The 14,323-nt window shown below is 60.1% G+C and carries 17 protein-coding genes; 10 read left to right on the forward strand and 7 right to left on the reverse strand.

The genetic code is table 11. The features are described 5' to 3' along the window. The 5 genes from trbL to EMQ_RS12030 are packed head-to-tail and all read left to right on the forward strand — an operon-like array spanning position 1 to position 4,298. Entirely contained in the window at positions 1 to 1,257 is a 1,257-nt protein-coding gene (trbL, locus tag EMQ_RS12010; RefSeq protein WP_018307938.1) for a P-type conjugative transfer protein TrbL, read from the forward strand. 2 nt (positions 1,258 to 1,259) lie between these two features. After that, entirely contained in the window at positions 1,260 to 1,940 is a 681-nt protein-coding gene (trbF, locus tag EMQ_RS12015; RefSeq protein WP_018307937.1) for a conjugal transfer protein TrbF, read from the forward strand. Next, complete coding sequence (gene trbG, locus EMQ_RS12020) at positions 1,940 to 2,926, forward strand: P-type conjugative transfer protein TrbG (protein ID WP_010666406.1); 987 nt, start codon at positions 1,940 to 1,942, stop codon at positions 2,924 to 2,926. The genes trbF and trbG overlap by 1 nt, the downstream gene beginning before the upstream one ends. Next, complete coding sequence (locus EMQ_RS12025; protein ID WP_018307936.1) at positions 2,923 to 4,083, forward strand: TrbI/VirB10 family protein; 1,161 nt, start codon at positions 2,923 to 2,925, stop codon at positions 4,081 to 4,083. Before trbG ends, EMQ_RS12025 begins: the two co-directional genes overlap by 4 nt. Further along, the gene (locus EMQ_RS12030) at positions 4,080 to 4,298 is read left to right on the forward strand and encodes a DUF2274 domain-containing protein (protein WP_018307935.1); all 219 of its coding nucleotides are present in this window, start codon (positions 4,080 to 4,082) and stop codon (positions 4,296 to 4,298) included. Before EMQ_RS12025 ends, EMQ_RS12030 begins: the two co-directional genes overlap by 4 nt. On the opposite strand, the gene EMQ_RS12035 is transcribed toward EMQ_RS12030, so the two are convergent. Then, complete coding sequence (locus EMQ_RS12035) at positions 4,252 to 5,178, reverse strand: LysR family transcriptional regulator (protein WP_010666403.1); 927 nt, start codon at positions 5,176 to 5,178, stop codon at positions 4,252 to 4,254. The two genes, EMQ_RS12030 and EMQ_RS12035, sit on opposite strands and share 47 nt — an antisense overlap. A gap of 204 nt (positions 5,179 to 5,382) precedes the next feature. Here EMQ_RS12035 and EMQ_RS12040 point away from each other — a divergent pair, with 204 nt between their 5' ends. Continuing rightward, a complete protein-coding gene (locus tag EMQ_RS12040) occupies positions 5,383 to 6,042 on the forward strand; it encodes a TetR family transcriptional regulator (RefSeq protein ID WP_010665714.1) in 660 nt (219 codons plus the stop codon). Between the two features lie 27 nt (positions 6,043 to 6,069). On the opposite strand, the gene EMQ_RS12045 is transcribed toward EMQ_RS12040, so the two are convergent. From EMQ_RS12045 to EMQ_RS12065, 5 genes are all read right to left on the reverse strand, one after another. Next, the gene (locus tag EMQ_RS12045; protein WP_010665715.1) at positions 6,070 to 6,960 is read right to left on the reverse strand and encodes an aldo/keto reductase; all 891 of its coding nucleotides are present in this window, start codon (positions 6,958 to 6,960) and stop codon (positions 6,070 to 6,072) included. Positions 6,961 to 7,003: 43 nt separating this feature from the next. Next, a complete protein-coding gene (bdcA, locus tag EMQ_RS12050; RefSeq protein WP_010665716.1) occupies positions 7,004 to 7,717 on the reverse strand; it encodes an SDR family oxidoreductase in 714 nt (237 codons plus the stop codon). Next, positions 7,714 to 8,166, reverse strand: coding sequence for an SRPBCC family protein (locus EMQ_RS12055; RefSeq protein ID WP_010665717.1), 453 nt, complete (start codon positions 8,164 to 8,166; stop codon positions 7,714 to 7,716). The genes bdcA and EMQ_RS12055 overlap by 4 nt, the downstream gene beginning before the upstream one ends. 31 nt (positions 8,167 to 8,197) lie before the next feature. Next, on the reverse strand, positions 8,198 to 8,959 hold the full coding sequence (locus EMQ_RS12060) for an SDR family NAD(P)-dependent oxidoreductase (RefSeq protein ID WP_010665718.1): 762 nt from the start codon (positions 8,957 to 8,959) through the stop codon (positions 8,198 to 8,200). Positions 8,960 to 9,096: 137 nt separating this feature from the next. Next, entirely contained in the window at positions 9,097 to 9,753 is a 657-nt protein-coding gene (locus EMQ_RS12065) for a TetR/AcrR family transcriptional regulator (RefSeq protein WP_010665719.1), read from the reverse strand. Positions 9,754 to 9,859: 106 nt separating this feature from the next. Between EMQ_RS12065 and EMQ_RS12070 the strand changes: the two genes are divergently transcribed. The 4 genes from EMQ_RS12070 to EMQ_RS12085 all read left to right on the forward strand — a co-directional run bounded on the left by EMQ_RS12070 (position 9,860) and on the right by EMQ_RS12085 (position 13,333). Beyond that, complete coding sequence (locus EMQ_RS12070; RefSeq protein ID WP_010665720.1) at positions 9,860 to 11,083, forward strand: MFS transporter; 1,224 nt, start codon at positions 9,860 to 9,862, stop codon at positions 11,081 to 11,083. Between the two features lie 206 nt (positions 11,084 to 11,289). Beyond that, the gene (locus tag EMQ_RS12075) at positions 11,290 to 11,973 is read left to right on the forward strand and encodes an O-methyltransferase (RefSeq protein WP_010665721.1); all 684 of its coding nucleotides are present in this window, start codon (positions 11,290 to 11,292) and stop codon (positions 11,971 to 11,973) included. Positions 11,974 to 12,005: 32 nt separating this feature from the next. Next, positions 12,006 to 12,869: an SDR family oxidoreductase gene (locus EMQ_RS12080; RefSeq protein ID WP_010665722.1), complete on the forward strand. Its 864-nt coding sequence runs from the start codon at positions 12,006 to 12,008 to the stop codon at positions 12,867 to 12,869. A 65-nt stretch (positions 12,870 to 12,934) separates the two neighbouring features. Further along, a complete protein-coding gene (locus tag EMQ_RS12085; protein ID WP_010665723.1) occupies positions 12,935 to 13,333 on the forward strand; it encodes a darcynin family protein in 399 nt (132 codons plus the stop codon). Here EMQ_RS12085 and EMQ_RS12090 read toward each other — a convergent pair. Then, a complete protein-coding gene (locus EMQ_RS12090) occupies positions 13,285 to 14,244 on the reverse strand; it encodes an NAD(P)H-binding protein (protein WP_231367933.1) in 960 nt (319 codons plus the stop codon). The genes EMQ_RS12085 and EMQ_RS12090 overlap by 49 nt on opposite strands. Positions 14,245 to 14,323: the final 79 nt, after the last annotated feature.

Consider the following 14,323-nt stretch of genomic DNA (forward strand, 5'->3'; position numbering starts at 1 on the left):
ATGCAGCAGGGCACCGGCGTCATCGACAATTTCCTTGCCATCTTCACCCAGTATATCGATTCCGGCTTCGGTCTGGTGCAGGGCGACGTTCACTGGCTCGCCGGTGTGCTTATTGCGATCGACATCACCCTGGCCGGGCTGTTCTGGGCACTGGCGCCGGACGAGGACGTGCTGGCGCGGCTGATCCGCAAGACCCTGTTCATCGGCCTGTTCGCCTTCATCATCGGCAATTTTAACAGTCTCGCCCGCATCATCTATGAATCCTTCGCCGGGCTCGGGATTGAGGCTGGGGGCGGGCATCTCACCCAGGCGCAATTGCTTCAGCCGGGGCGGCTGGCACAGATCGGCATTGATGCCGGCAAGCCGATCCTGACCTCGATCTCCTCGCTGGTCGGCTTCGTCGCCATCTTCAACAACGCGATCCAGATCGCGGTGCTGCTGATCGCTTGGCTGATCGTGGTCATCAGCTTCTTCGTGATGGCGATCCAGCTCTTCGTGGCGCTGATCGAATTCAAACTGACCACGCTCGCAGGCTTTGTGCTGGTGCCCTTCGGGCTGTTCGGTCGCACCGCCTTCCTTGCGGAGAAGGTGCTGGGCAACGTCGTGTCGTCCGGGATCAAGGTGCTGATGCTGGCCGTCATCGTCGGTATCGGCTCGACGGTATTCGGCCAGTTCACCTCCGGCTTCAATAACCCGCCGACCATCAATGATGCGCTAACCCTGATCCTAGCCTCCCTGACATTGCTGGGACTGACCGTATTCGGCCCGGCACTGGCCAACGGGCTGATCGCCGGTGGCCCACAATTGGGCGCAGGGTCCGCCGTCGCGACGGCTGCCGGGGCCGTTGGCGCCGGCGTGGCGGCCGCGTCCGGTGCCGGACTGGCTGTGGGAGCGGCGGCGGCCGCCGTGCGGGGTGGTGCCTTTGTCGCGGGTGCCACCTCCGCCGCCTATCGGGCCGGCGGCGCGGCCGGTGTCGCCAAGACTGGATTGTCTGCCGCCGCCAGTCCGTTGCGCAGGGCGGCGGCCAGTGTCCGCACCGGCTATCAGGCCGGCGGGGCTGCGGCGACCGGCGGGGCGGGTGGGGCGACCGCTTCTGGTGCTGGCGGAGCGGGCTCCGCCAGCAAGCCGCCGGCCTGGGCCAGCCGGATGCAGCGCAACAACCGGATCAAAGGCGGGGCTGACGCCGCCGCGCAGGCGATCAAGGGCGGCGACCGGCCCAGTGGCGGCCATGACGTCAATCTCTCGGAAGGAGAATAGCCATGTTCCGCCGCCCCACCATACGGTTCGGCAGAACGCCGGAACCGGAAACGCCCTATCACAAGGCCGCACAGGTCTGGGACGACCGCATCGGCTCGGCCCGTGTCCAGGCCCGCAACTGGCGGCTGGCCTTCTTCGGCTGCCTGGCTTTGAGCGGCGGTCTGGCGGCCGGGCTGGTCTGGCAGTCGGCGCGGGGCACCATCACCCCCTGGGTGGTGCAGATCGATCATCTCGGCCAGGCGCAGGCCGTGGGTCCGGCGACGGTCGCCTATCGGCCGACCGATCCGCAGATCGCCTGGTATCTGGCGCGATTCATCTCCGAGGTGCGCGGTATCCCGGCCGATCCGGTGGTGCTGCGCCAGAACTGGCTCGACGCCTACAACTACGTCACCGACCGAGGCGCGCTGGCCCTGAACGATTATGCCCGCACCAACGATCCGTTCAGCCGGATCGGCAGGATGCAGGTTGCGATCGAGATCGCCAGCGTCATCCGCGCCTCCGACGACAGCTTCCGGGTGGAGTGGGTCGAGCGCCGCTATGTCGACGGCGCGCTGGCGTCCACCGAGCGCTGGAGCGCGATCCTCACCATCGTCGTCACCACCCCGACCGATGCCGAGCGCCTGCGCAAGAACCCGCTCGGCATCTACATCCACGCCCTCAACTGGTCCAGGGAACTCGGCTGATGCGCACCCTCAACACAATCGCGCCGTTCATGATCCTGTTGGCGCCGCTCGCGGCCTGCTCGTCGTGGAAGCCGCCGGCCATCCGGTACGACGACACGCCCCGGCAGGCGGTCTTCACCCCGGAACCGCCTAAGCCTGTGCAGGTAGTGGCACTCCCCGAGCCCTTGCCGTTGCCGGGGCAGCTCAAGCCGATCCCGTATCGGCATGCGGCGCCGGAACCGATGGATCCCCATCAGCGGGTCGAGCGTGCCAACAGTGCTGCGCGGATCCAGCCGACGCGGACCGGGTATCTCAATGCGATCCAGGTCTATCCGTTCTCCGAGGGTGCGCTCTATCAGCTCTACGCCGCCCCCGGCGAGATCACCGATATCGCGCTGCAACCCGGCGAGAAGCTGGTGGGTGCGGGCCCGGTTGCCGCGGGCGACACCGTACGCTGGATCATCGGCGACACGGAAAGTGGGGCAGGGGCGTCGAAACGGATTCATATCCTGCTCAAGCCGACCCGGCCGGACCTCACCAGCAACCTGGTCATCAACACCGATCGGCGCACCTACCATCTGGAACTACGCTCCGACGAACGGACCTATATGGCCTCGGTGTCGTGGGAGTATCCGCAGGATCAGATCGTCGCCCTACGCGGCCAGGATCGTGATGCCGACCTTGGCACTCCGGTTGCGACCGGCGTCGATCTCGATGCGCTGAATTTCCGCTATCGGATCGAGGGCGATGAGGCGCCGTGGCGGCCGTTGCGCGCCTTCGATGACGGGCGGCAGGTGTTTATCGAGTTTCCGACCGGGATCGCCCAGGGCGAGATGCCGCCGCTGTGGGTGATTGGCCCGCAGGGCGACGGCCAGTTGGTGAACTACCGGGTGCGCGGCAACCGGATGATCGTCGATCGCCTGTTCGCGGCCGCCGAGTTGCGGCTGGGTGCGAAGCACCAGCAGGTGGTGCGCATCGTCCGCACCGACAGGGCGCGCCGCTCGTGAGCGGGAACACCGGAACGGGGGAGGCGGACAAACCGATGCCTCCCGTCAGGCCGCCAGGCGAGATGCGGCTGCGCATCACGCGCCCGCCGGTCACGCGCCTGTCGCGCAAGGTGATCCTTGGCCTGTCGGTCGTCGCCGTAGCCGGCATCGGCGGTGCGCTCTATCTGGCGTTGAAGCCGACGCCTCCGAAGAGCAATACCGAACTCTATAATACTGGCAGCCGCACCACGCCGGACGGGCTGGCGAACCTGCCGGGCGACTATACCCACCCGCCGCGCCTCGGACCGTCACTGCCCGGCGATCTTGGTAGGCCGTTGCTTAGGGCGGGCGCGGGCGCTCCCGGCATGGCGACACCGGCGGCGCCTGCCGATCCGGAGAAGCAGCGCATCGCCCAGGAGCAGGAAGCGGCGCGGGTCAGCCGCCTGTTTACCCAGACGCAGGTCAGGCGGGATATCGCAACACCGATGACGCCGGGCGCAACGACAACCCAACCCGGCAGCATTGCCACCGATCGCAAGCAGGCATTCCTCGACGGCCCGGTCGATCACCGCACCGTCAGCGCTGAGCGGTTGGCACCCGTTCCCAGCCCTTATGTGCTTCAGGCAGGTACGATCATCCCCGGTGCGCTGATCACCGGCATTCGCTCGGACCTGCCCGGCGAGGTCACGGCGCAGGTGACGGAGAATGTCTATGACTCCCCGACCGGACATATCCTGCTGATCCCGCAGGGGGCGAAGCTGATTGGTCGTTATGATTCCCAGATCGCCTATGGCCAGACCCGTGTGCTGCTGGTCTGGACCCGGCTGATGCGCGGGGCGACTGATTCGATCGTGTTGGAAAACGAACCTGCCGCCGATGCGGCGGGCTTTGCCGGGTTGCAGGATCAGACCGACAACCATTGGGGCGAGGTGTTCAAGGCGGCTCTGGTGTCAACCGTTCTCAGCGTCGGCTCCGAGGCCGATATCAGCGGCGGCAACGGCATCGCCCAGGCGTTGCGCACCGGCGGCTCGCAGGGCTTCAACCAGATCGGTGAGCAGATCGTCGGACGGTCGCTGAATATTCAGCCCACCAACATCATCCGGCCGGGCTTTCCGGTGCGGGTCATGGTGCATCGCGATCTGGTTCTTTCCCCCTACAGACAGGAGGCTCCCCGATGACAAAGCTCAGGCTTGGGCCGATTGAGAATGACAAACCGGTGCGGCTGACCATTGAGCTACCGGCCGCCGTACATCGCGATCTGGTTGAATACGGGCGGTTGCTGGCGCGTGAGAGCGGTCAGGCCGAGATCGCAGTAGCGAAGCTGATCTCACCAATGCTCGCTCGTTTCATGGGGGCGGATAGGGGCTTTCGGAAGCTGCGCGGGGAGAGGTAACTCGCCAATAGGGCTTTGCCCGGTCACGCATGAAGGCGACAAATTTTCCTACGACAGGATCTTCGCTTTCAGCACGCCAGACCAGATTGATCTTGAAGCCGGCATTTCCCTCGCCGATCGGGATGAACTTCAGGCCGGGGAGGTTCAGAGTCGAATAAGTCTGTGCAGCGACGGTGATACCGTATCCTGCCCGCACGAAGGCGAGCAGGGTCATGTTTCCCGTTTCAAATATGCGCATACTGATACCGGGTAGCCGTGTGGCAAAGAAATCACGACCGATACCATCTTTTCCCCACGACCATAGAAGCAGATTTTCGCCCTTGAGGTCAGTCCATTGAAGTGTTGCTTTCCCGGCAAGAAGATGAGCCGTTGGCAAGACTGCCATCAACGGCTCGAAGTAAATTGGAGTGTGCGGGTGGCGATGAGGAAGGACGAACTCAGGAATCAAGGCAACGTCGATGTGGCGTTCGATCAATGCGGTATGAAGCGTTCTTTCACTCGGCTCGTGCGGTGTGACACTAACACCAGGATAGGTTGTCCGCCATTCGACGAGCAAATTTGTCAGGAACGCGTTCACAGGAGGAAGATGAAAACCGAGATGGACCTCTCCGATTGCTCCAAAAGAATTTCGCTTGAGCGTTTCTGTGAGTGCATTTGTCTCGCTCAGGACGCGACGGACACAGCGTAACGCTACGCGTCCCGCAGTTGTAAGTTCAATGCCAGAGGAGGTCCGTTCAAAGAGCGCAACACCCAGTTGATCCTCAAGCCGAGCAATTGCTCGGCTGACGGTTGATACTCGCAGTTGAAGGGATGATGCGGCCTTCCCGAAACTTCCAGCTTCAACAGAAGCCAGAAAATAGCGGAGTTCCGCAGTGCGCATGACGTTACACTCCTTTTCTGTTTCAATTCCTATTGGTTCCATGCGCGAGCATGTAATTGAAAGATTTAATTATTTAAGTAATATAAATAAGTACAATTATATGTAGTATTTTCAATACCATAGGGAGCCGGGATACTTTCTTCTTGAGGTGGGATAAAAATATGACTAATTCGTCAGATTGACTATTCGTGCTTGAGGTTGGACATGGCTGAACGTGCTATCCGACAGATTTCTGTTCGAAAAAAGCCAAAGCAGAGCCGCTCCACAGATCTCGTCGCAGCGATTCTCGAGGCTGCGGTTCAGGTTCTGATGGAAGAAGGGGCTTCGCGCTTTACGACGGCGCGTGTCGCCGAGAAGGCTGGTGTGAGCGTGGGGTCGCTTTATCAGTACTTTCCCAACAAGGCTGCGATCCTGTTCCGTCTCCAGGCCGATGAATGGCGCCGAACGACGGCCATGCTCAGAAATATCCTTGAGGATACCAAGCGCCCTGCGCTGGAGCGGTTGCGCGTGCTTGTTCACGCGTTCATCCGCTCTGAATGCGAAGAGGCTCCTATTCGAGTGGCGCTGGGTGATGCGGCTCCTCTTTATCGGGACGCCCCCGAGGCATCTGAAGCACGGGCTGCCGGAGATCAGGTCATGTTGAAATTCGTACAAGAAGTCTTGCCAAGAATCGCAGATAATACATGCGAACTGGTAGCCGAGCTGATCGCAACAACTTTCAGCACGGTTGGTAAAGAGTTTTCCGGAACCGCCCGTACTGACGCGGAAATCGGTGCTTACGCAGACGCCATGGCTGACATGTTTTCTGCGTGGCTTGAGCAGATATCGTCGTGCCATGGTTCTAAGGCTTCCCTTATAAATTGATACGTCGTGTGATATTTGACATCGAAGTCAAGATGCCGCGTGAAATGCCTTGCGACCCTCGACGTCCAATGCCGCGAAATCCTCGTCGGACAGAGCAATGCCGACGGCGGCAATGTTCTGTTCCAGATGCGCGACTTTCGAGGTTCCAGGAATTGGCAGCATCACCGGGCTACGCTTCAGGACCCAGGCCAGTGCGATCTGGCTCGGATGCGCGCCGTATTTCTTCGTCATGGTGTCCAGGATTGAGCCTGGCTTCGCGAGGTCGCCAGCCGCGAGCGGAAACCAGGGGATGAACCCGATATTCTGCCCGGTGCAGTAGTCGAGTATGTCCTCGCTGGTGCGATCGACGAGATTGTAGCGGTTCTGGACGGTTGCTACGTCAAAGAACTTCGAGGCAGCCTTGATGTCTTCGACGGAGACTTCGCTCAGGCCTGCATGCCGGATCAGTTTCTGGTCGATGAAGGATCGGACCGCATCGAACTGCTCGTCCGCCGGCACTTTGGGGTCAATCCGGTGCAGCTGCCACAGGTCGATCTGTTCGACGCCGAGATTGCGCAGGCTTTTGTGTACCTGCTGGAGCAGGTATTCCGGCCGCCCGACCGGCTTCCAGATGTCCGGGCTCGAACGGGTCAGACCGCCCTTCGTGGCGATCACAAGCTCCTTGGGATACGGATGCAGCGCCTCACGGATCAGCCATTCCGAGACATCCGGCCCATAGGAATCAGCGGTGTCGATGAAGTTGACGCCGAGTTCGGGAAGACGTTTCAGTGTGCGGACGGCTTCATCATGGTCGGCGGGTGGTCCCCATATCCCCGGCCCCGTAATGCGCATGGCGCCGAAGCCCAGCCGGTTGATCTTGAGATCGCCTCCGATTCTGAAGGTGCCGGATCGGGAGGCGTTGAAAGCTGTATCGGTCATGGTCCTCGGTCCTTGTTTCCAGCGGGTGGGAGCAGTCATTCCGTCATGCGGCGAAACCGCCATCGATATTGTATGCAGCACCCGTGATGATTCCGGCCTCTGGTCCGGCAAGATACGCCACCAGTCCAGCGATCTCTGAGCCCGTGGCATGGCGTTTGATTGCCATAAAACCATGCATCACGTCCTTCAGCGGACCATCGGCAGGGTTCATATCGGTATCGGTCGGCCCGGGCTGGACGACATTGACGGTGATCCCGCGCGCACCGAAATCACGCGCCAGTCCTTTGACCATGCCTTTCAATGCCGCCTTGCTGGCACTGTAGGCTGCAAGCCCCGTCATCGGCGTACGGTCGGCATTGGCGGAGCCGATGAAGATGATGCGGCCGCTGTCGGGCATATTTCGTGCGGCAGCAACTGCCGCATGATAAGGCGCGTGGATATTGATACGGAACAGCCGGTCGATGTCATCCGGCGGCATGTCCAGGGGATCACCCGCACCAAGAATTCCAGAGTTGACGACCAGCACGTCGAGAGGGCCGAGCGAGGCGATCAGCGCGATGAGAGCGTCACGGTCGCCACTGTCGGCGCAAAGGACCTCGCCTCCGGTCTCGGCCGCCAGAACTTCGGCATCGTCCGGGGAAGACAAATACGTGAACAGGACTTTCGCTCCCTCCGAAGCAAAACGGCGCACGATGGCGGCTCCAATCCCGCGGCTGCCGCCAAGCACGAGAACGGATTTACCCTCAAAACCGCTCATGACTGCGTCTCCAGAGAGACCAGAATTTCTGCCAGTCTGTCGAAGGCTGGCTGATAGATCTCTGCCGGCATCCGGGCCTCCATACTGGCCGCATGTTCGACGGGCGCCTCGAACTGCCCCCGCCACTGAATGAACGTGCGGTCACCATCCGTTATGGGAAGAAGGCTGATCGTCGACCGATAGTTCCCAATCGGCAGGGCAGACTCAATAATCGAGAACGTCACCGCATGATCTACATCGGACAATGCGAGAAGCCGCTCCCGGATCACACCGACATCGCCCATTTCAAGACGGCGGATCGCACCCACCTGGTCCCCGGCTTCATCGCCCTCGATCACGCAGGTTTTCACCCCCGGCAACCACTTGCCTAGGGCGCCGAAATCACGGACCAGATCCCAGACGGACGAAACGGAGGCAGGAAGAACGCTGCTGGCCATGACGTGGATCATGATGCGGCTCCCAATCGTGTCTGTCCGGCCATCATAGCGACTGCCCTCCCGTCACTTCGATACGTTGACCGTTCACCCAGCGCATGTCGTCGGACAGAAGGGCACGGACCGCGGCTCCGATATCATCGGGTTGCCCGACACGTCCCAGCGGAGTGATGTCTGCGAGGCTTTTGTTGACTGTGGCATCATCGCGGACCAGCCCCCCGCCGAAATCCGATGCGACCGCGCCCGGGGCCACGGCATTGACGGTAATCCCCCGCTCACCCAGTTCCTTCGCCATGTAGAGCGAAATGACTTCGGTTGCGGCTTTCATGGCCGAATAGGGACCATGATCCGTCAGGTAAAAACGGGTCGCGGCAGAAGTGATGTTGAGAATGCGGCCGCCATCTCGGATCAGTGGCAGGAGCGCTACTGTCAGCAGGTAGGGGCCCTTGAAATGGATATTGTACTGATTGTCGAGCTGCTCGGACGTCGCGGCATCGAAGCGTGTATGAATGATATTGCCGGCGTTCTGGACAACGTAATGCAATGTCTGTTGCCCGAATTCATTTGCGAGAAGAGCTTTGATCTGCTCTGCAAAATCCGTGAACGACGCATGGTTCGCGATGTCCAGTTGTAGCATGCGCAGTTTCGCCTTCTCATTGCTGAGGGTGGTTTCGGCAGCCTTCGCCTCATCTTCGTTGGCGTGATAAGTGCCGATCACGTTGATTCCGGAGGCGGTCAGATGCTTCGCGATACTGTAGCCAATGCCACGATTGGCGCCCGTGATAAGTGCGATCTTGGGTGTGTTCATAAACGGACTCCTTGCTGAAAGATGGCGTCCTATTCGGAAACCCAACTTCCGTACCAAGTGGTCCATAATATAGACATGAAACGGCGTCAAGGAATTATGGACCGGACGATATGAAAGTTGGGGGTTTTTGTAGAAGGCTATAGCTTGGCCCTTGTGTGTTCGGTGTTTTTTTGTCGATTTTTTGGAGGTTTGACCGTGTTGATATCCCACAACGTAAGGAGGGATGTGATGGCCACATTCAGAGTGTCAACAGTCATTCCATCCCGCGCTTCGCATGTCATGCCATGAAAAAAAGTAGCGAGAATATCGGGCAGGACATCTGTTGACGGGGAGGCCTTCAATTCATTCCTGGCTATGGCGCGCTCCACACAGGCCTTAATGCCAGCCCGCGTGCGCTGTCGTTCTGCTGCGAGAAGGGCTTGGACAGGTTCATTCTCGGGTGAGCAATTGCTGGCGCCGGACACGACCAGACAGCCGGTCGGATGCGTACGGGCCGCCTGCATGCGCGCCGAGCCGCGCAATGTCTGTTCGATGGCCTCGCGTGGCGGCAGGCTTTCATCCCATAAGGGGGCCATGACCTGACCATATGTTGCCAGATAATGCTGCACGACTTCGCGGAACAGGGCTTCCTTCGAGCCGAACGCGGCATAGAAGCTCGCGGGCGAGATATTACCCATGCAGGACTTGAGCTGGGCCAGGGAGGTCGGTTCATAGCCCTGCGCCCAGAAGAGCGCTGTGGCGGCGTCAATCGCCTTGTCGCGGTCAAATTCACGAGGACGCCCAGTCCGCGCCATGCTGTCGCTCCTTCCGAAAGGCTTCCATATTAAGTGATCCAGAAATAATTGCCAAGATTTTGCTGCCCTATATATATGTATCGATCGATCCATATATGAGTGGCGCATGACTCCGAAGACAACATTACCCTCGCAAAATTCCAATGAGAGCCTGCCTGTTGCCGGTCTGCTCGCACTGGCCATGACCGGCTTCATCTGCATCATGACCGAAACCCTGCCGGCCGGTCTGTTGCCTGAGATTGGTGCGAGTCTGCATATTTCCCCTGCGCTGGCTGGGCAGATGGTGACGGCTTATGCCATAGGCTCACTGAGTGCGGCGATCCCGCTGACACTCGTCACGCAGCGATGGCGGCGCAGGAAGGTTCTGCTGCTGGCGATCATCGGCTTCATGGTGTTCAATTCCATTACCGCGTTTTCAACGCATTACGGCGCGACCCTCGTGGCCCGGTACGGAGCGGGTGCAGCGGCGGGTCTCGCCTGGGCGTTGCTGGCTGGCTATGCACGCCGGATGGTGACGCGCGCCCAGCAGGGCCGTGCCCTGGCGATTGCCATGGTCGGCACGCCGATTGCACTGTCGCTGGGCGTGCCCGCCGGGACATGGCTGGGCGCTGCCGTCGGCTGGCGTCTGGCCTTCTGGATCATGTCGGGCCTGACCGTGCTGCTGATCGTGTGGGTGCTGGCGAAGGTTCCTGACTTTCCGGGGGCCGCGCATCACGAGCGTCTACCATTCCGGCATGTTCTGGGCATGCCGGGCGTGCGGTCTGTTCTGGGCGTGGTAATGGCCTGGATGCTCGCGCATAACCTGCTCTACACCTACATCGTGCCGTTTGTGACACCAGCTGGGCTGGCGGGACAGGCAGATCGAATTCTGCTGCTGTTTGGGGTCGCAGCCCTGGTTGGCATCTGGCTGACCAGCCGCACGGTCGATCACGCCTTGCGCCTGTCCGTCCTGCTCAGTCTGGCAATATTCGCGGTCGTGGCGGGGGTTTTCGCCATTGGTCCAAGCTTCCCTGCGGTGGTCATGATCGGTGTTGCGATATGGGGGCTAACATTCGGCGGGGCCGCAACGTTGCTTCAGACGGCGCTGGCCGATGCGGCTGGCGATGGTGCGGACGTCGCGCTGTCGATGAATGTCGTGGCGTGGAACAGTGCCATAGCCGGAGGTGGTCTTCTGGGTGGTGCGTTACTGGACATATGGGGCGCGGCGTCGTTCTCCTGGGCTGTGCTGGGGCTTGTTGCCGTTGGCTTCCTGATCGCCTGGAAGGCACGATTGCATGGATTTCCGTCCGGTCACCGGCTCCGACATGGGAACAGCCATATTTCTGTCTGATCAGAGTTGATAACCGCTTTTTGCCTGTAAGGGAAAATGCGAACCGGCTCGGTGAGTCGCAGGTGTGAGATCTGACTTTGCCGAGATAATGTGTGGACTTTCTAAGCCACCGTTTAGGCGGAGCAATGCGAATAGTGAATGCGACGAATTAATCGTATTTTTATGGGGCGCACGAAAAGCGCGAAACACAATGCGGAGATCGCCCCATGACCGCCTCCACTACCTTCGAAAAGCCTTCGAGTCTCACCACCCTGCCAGTCGCTCCCTTGCTGGACCGCTTGTTTGCGGAGGCAGATGCCGCAACAAGCCCGGCTATATCGGAATTGCCTCGTGAGGAATTGCAGCGTCTTGCCGGGAGCCGGACCGAATATCTGAAATTCTATGGCCTTGCGAAAGATCTCTGGCTCCCGGTCTCACGTGAAACTGGCACGTTGCTTTACATGCTTTCACGCGCCACGCGGGCGAAAAGCATTGTTGAATTTGGAACGTCGTTCGGTCTTTCTACCATCCACCTTGCTGCCGCGCTACGCGACAACGGTGGTGGAAGGCTGATCACCACCGAATTCGAAACCGCTAAGATCGCCCAGGCCCGGCAGCATCTTGAAGAAGCGGGTCTGGCTGATATTGTTGAGTTCCGCGAGGGCGACGCCCTGCAGACGTTGAAAGCCGGTCTCCCCGAGAGCATCGATCTCGTACTGCTTGACGGCGCCAAGCCTCTCTACCCCGATATTCTCGATCTTCTGGAGGACAGGCTGCAGACTGGCGCGCTGATCGTCGCGGATAATGCCGATCACAGCCCTGAGTATCTGGCGCGCGTCCGCTCTCCTGCCGCCGGGTATCTCTCCGTGCCATTCGCCGGGGACGTCGAATTGTCCGTGAGGCTTGGCTGATTTCGGCTCCAATATCTGAAAAGGACAGGGCCATGCATGTCTTCGTAACAGGCGCGACTGGCTGGGTTGGCTCCGCGGTGGTTCGGGATCTGATCGATGCCGGCCATCAGGTCACTGGTCTGGCCAGGAATGATGAAAAGGCGGCGCGACTGGCGTCGTCGGGTGCGACGGTCATAAGAGCCACGCTCGACGATCTGGATGTGCTGAAGAAGGCGGCCTCGGACGCGGATGCCGTGATCCACACCGCCTTCAACCACGATTTCTCGAAATTTGCCGAAAGTGCGGCGCAGGATCAGCGTGCGATCGAGGCGCTGGGCGACGCATTGGAGGGATCGGAACGCCCGCTTCTGGTGACGTCTGGTCTGTCGGGTCTGCCTGCCGGTGCGACGGAGGCGGACGAGCCGAACCATGCTTCACTACGGAAATCGGAAATGGCAGCTGGGATACTGAGACAACGCGGGGTAAGGACCGCGACTGTGCGCCTTGCCCCGTCCGTTCATGGCGTGGGAGATTACGGGTTTATCCCGGTCGTCATTCGTCTGGCACGCGAAAAGGGAGTGTCGGCCTACATCGGCGAGGGCCTGAACCAGTGGTCGGGTGTTTACCGGCAGGATGCTGCGAAAGTCTATCGTCTTGCGCTCGAGCGTGGCGTGACGGAGCTTGTCTACCATGCCATTGCGGATGAGGCCGTAACTTTCAGGGACATTGCTGATGTCGTCGGCCGTCGGCTCAGCTTGCCGGTCGAGCCGAAAGAACGGCAGCACTTCGGCTGGTTTGCCAACATGGCGGAGGCGACTATGGCCGCCTCCAACGCACGGACGCGCGAGATTCTTGGCTGGACCCCGACTGGTCCCTCACTGCTCGTCGATCTTGAACAGCCTGCCTACTACGCCTGACTTCCATAAAGCGGGACGGATTTGGGCCGCTACTCCGTCGAACTCCAGATAAAAAGAGACCTCTCATGACCGATGCAGGTTCACAATACGACCTTACAACAAACCCCATGACGATCTTCTGGCTTATCAAAACGACGTCCGATTGGCTGGTGCTTCCTCCACATGGCGATAACGGACGTTTTGCTTTTGGCAAAAATGTCCTTGATCCACTCCTGGCCCGCTATCCGGGTGCCACGATGACCTTTTACGATTCCGAGGCGTTCACAGCAGATTGCACAGATGTCATGGTGTGGACCGTCACGAGCCTCAGGGATTATAATGGTGTAGTAAACGATCTGCGAGAAACGAAGTTCTGGAGCCATTATTTCACGATCGAGAAGATCATTCCCGCGATTGAAAATGAATATGCCAAACATTACGACGTTGAAGTTCTGGGCCAGCCCACAGCGTCCCTGACGGCCTGATCAAGGGCTGTATGGGGCTCCGTACCGAGCAATCTGATCAGACGGCTGTTGTCGAGCCGGACCGGATAATGCCAGTAGGGCTTCACCTCGATCACTTCGCGCGGAAAACCACCGAATGGGGAAAGGAGGCGCATCAACCACCATGGGAAGTGCCGGACTGGGAGGTTCGGCCTGCCCATCATGCGGCGGAGCGCAGTTATCATGTGCGTGCCGTCTGCGTCCCAGAACCCGCAGAACTGCACACGTTCGGCGGTTGCCATGGCGCCGGGCGGCAGTTCGAGCAGTTGCGCAATTGTTTCGGCCAGATCCGGCAGGTAAGCCCAAGCATGACCGATACCAGTGCGGCCGGGATAGGTGATCTGCTTCAGCGGCGCCTTTGCCAGCGCCTGGGCAAACCAGCTCTGCCGCGCACCTGCTCCGAAATAGTCTCCCGCCCGCACGATCAGGCTTGGGCAGTCAGATGCTCCGTCGGCCAGACGGCGTTCAAGTGCTTTGCGAATTTTGCCTTTCCGGCTTGTTGGATTTTGCGGTGTCGTTTCGTCGATCACCGGGGTTGTGGTGGCATCATAATTGTAGATGGTGCCGGGCAACACAATCCGTGCGCCACCTACCGATCTTGCTGCCGCAATGGTATTGTCCATCATCGGCAGGACGGTGGTTTCCCAAGCGCGATAACCAGGCGGATTGACACCGTGAAGAATTGCTACGGCCTCACTCGCGGCGTTCACAACATCGTCACGCTGCATGGCGTCGCCCTGCACCCAGTGCGGCATGACGCTGTGACCCCATCCCGAAGCTGCCCGGGTCGGATCCCGCACCATTGCCCGTACTTGCCAGCCGCGATTGAGCATGACCCGAGTGACTGCACCGCCTATGCCACCAGTCGCTCCCAGAACGAGAATTGTTTTCACTATTTTTCGGTCTCCTATGGTCACGGTCAGGAGAATGAACGAAAGCGATCTCGATAAAAATTGACAAAGATTGTTATGC

This window comes from Acetobacter aceti NBRC 14818, assembly GCF_000193495.2.
Classification (GTDB): domain Bacteria; phylum Pseudomonadota; class Alphaproteobacteria; order Acetobacterales; family Acetobacteraceae; genus Acetobacter; species Acetobacter aceti.

Coding starts and splice junctions, on each gene's coding strand:
- trbL (WP_018307938.1), top strand. CDS start 1: ATGCAGCAGGGCACCGGCGTCATCGACAATTTCCTTGCCATCTTCACC.
- trbF (WP_018307937.1), top strand. CDS start 1,260: ATGTTCCGCCGCCCCACCATACGGTTCGGCAGAACGCCGGAACCGGAA.
- trbG (WP_010666406.1), top strand. CDS start 1,940: ATGCGCACCCTCAACACAATCGCGCCGTTCATGATCCTGTTGGCGCCG.
- EMQ_RS12030 (WP_018307935.1), top strand. CDS start 4,080: ATGACAAAGCTCAGGCTTGGGCCGATTGAGAATGACAAACCGGTGCGG.
- EMQ_RS12035 (WP_010666403.1), bottom strand. CDS start 5,178: ATGCGCACTGCGGAACTCCGCTATTTTCTGGCTTCTGTTGAAGCTGGA.
- EMQ_RS12040 (WP_010665714.1), top strand. CDS start 5,383: ATGGCTGAACGTGCTATCCGACAGATTTCTGTTCGAAAAAAGCCAAAG.
- EMQ_RS12045 (WP_010665715.1), bottom strand. CDS start 6,960: ATGACCGATACAGCTTTCAACGCCTCCCGATCCGGCACCTTCAGAATC.
- bdcA (WP_010665716.1), bottom strand. CDS start 7,717: ATGAGCGGTTTTGAGGGTAAATCCGTTCTCGTGCTTGGCGGCAGCCGC.
- EMQ_RS12055 (WP_010665717.1), bottom strand. CDS start 8,166: ATGATCCACGTCATGGCCAGCAGCGTTCTTCCTGCCTCCGTTTCGTCC.
- EMQ_RS12060 (WP_010665718.1), bottom strand. CDS start 8,959: ATGAACACACCCAAGATCGCACTTATCACGGGCGCCAATCGTGGCATT.
- EMQ_RS12065 (WP_010665719.1), bottom strand. CDS start 9,753: ATGGCGCGGACTGGGCGTCCTCGTGAATTTGACCGCGACAAGGCGATT.
- EMQ_RS12070 (WP_010665720.1), top strand. CDS start 9,860: ATGACTCCGAAGACAACATTACCCTCGCAAAATTCCAATGAGAGCCTG.
- EMQ_RS12075 (WP_010665721.1), top strand. CDS start 11,290: ATGACCGCCTCCACTACCTTCGAAAAGCCTTCGAGTCTCACCACCCTG.
- EMQ_RS12080 (WP_010665722.1), top strand. CDS start 12,006: ATGCATGTCTTCGTAACAGGCGCGACTGGCTGGGTTGGCTCCGCGGTG.
- EMQ_RS12085 (WP_010665723.1), top strand. CDS start 12,935: ATGACCGATGCAGGTTCACAATACGACCTTACAACAAACCCCATGACG.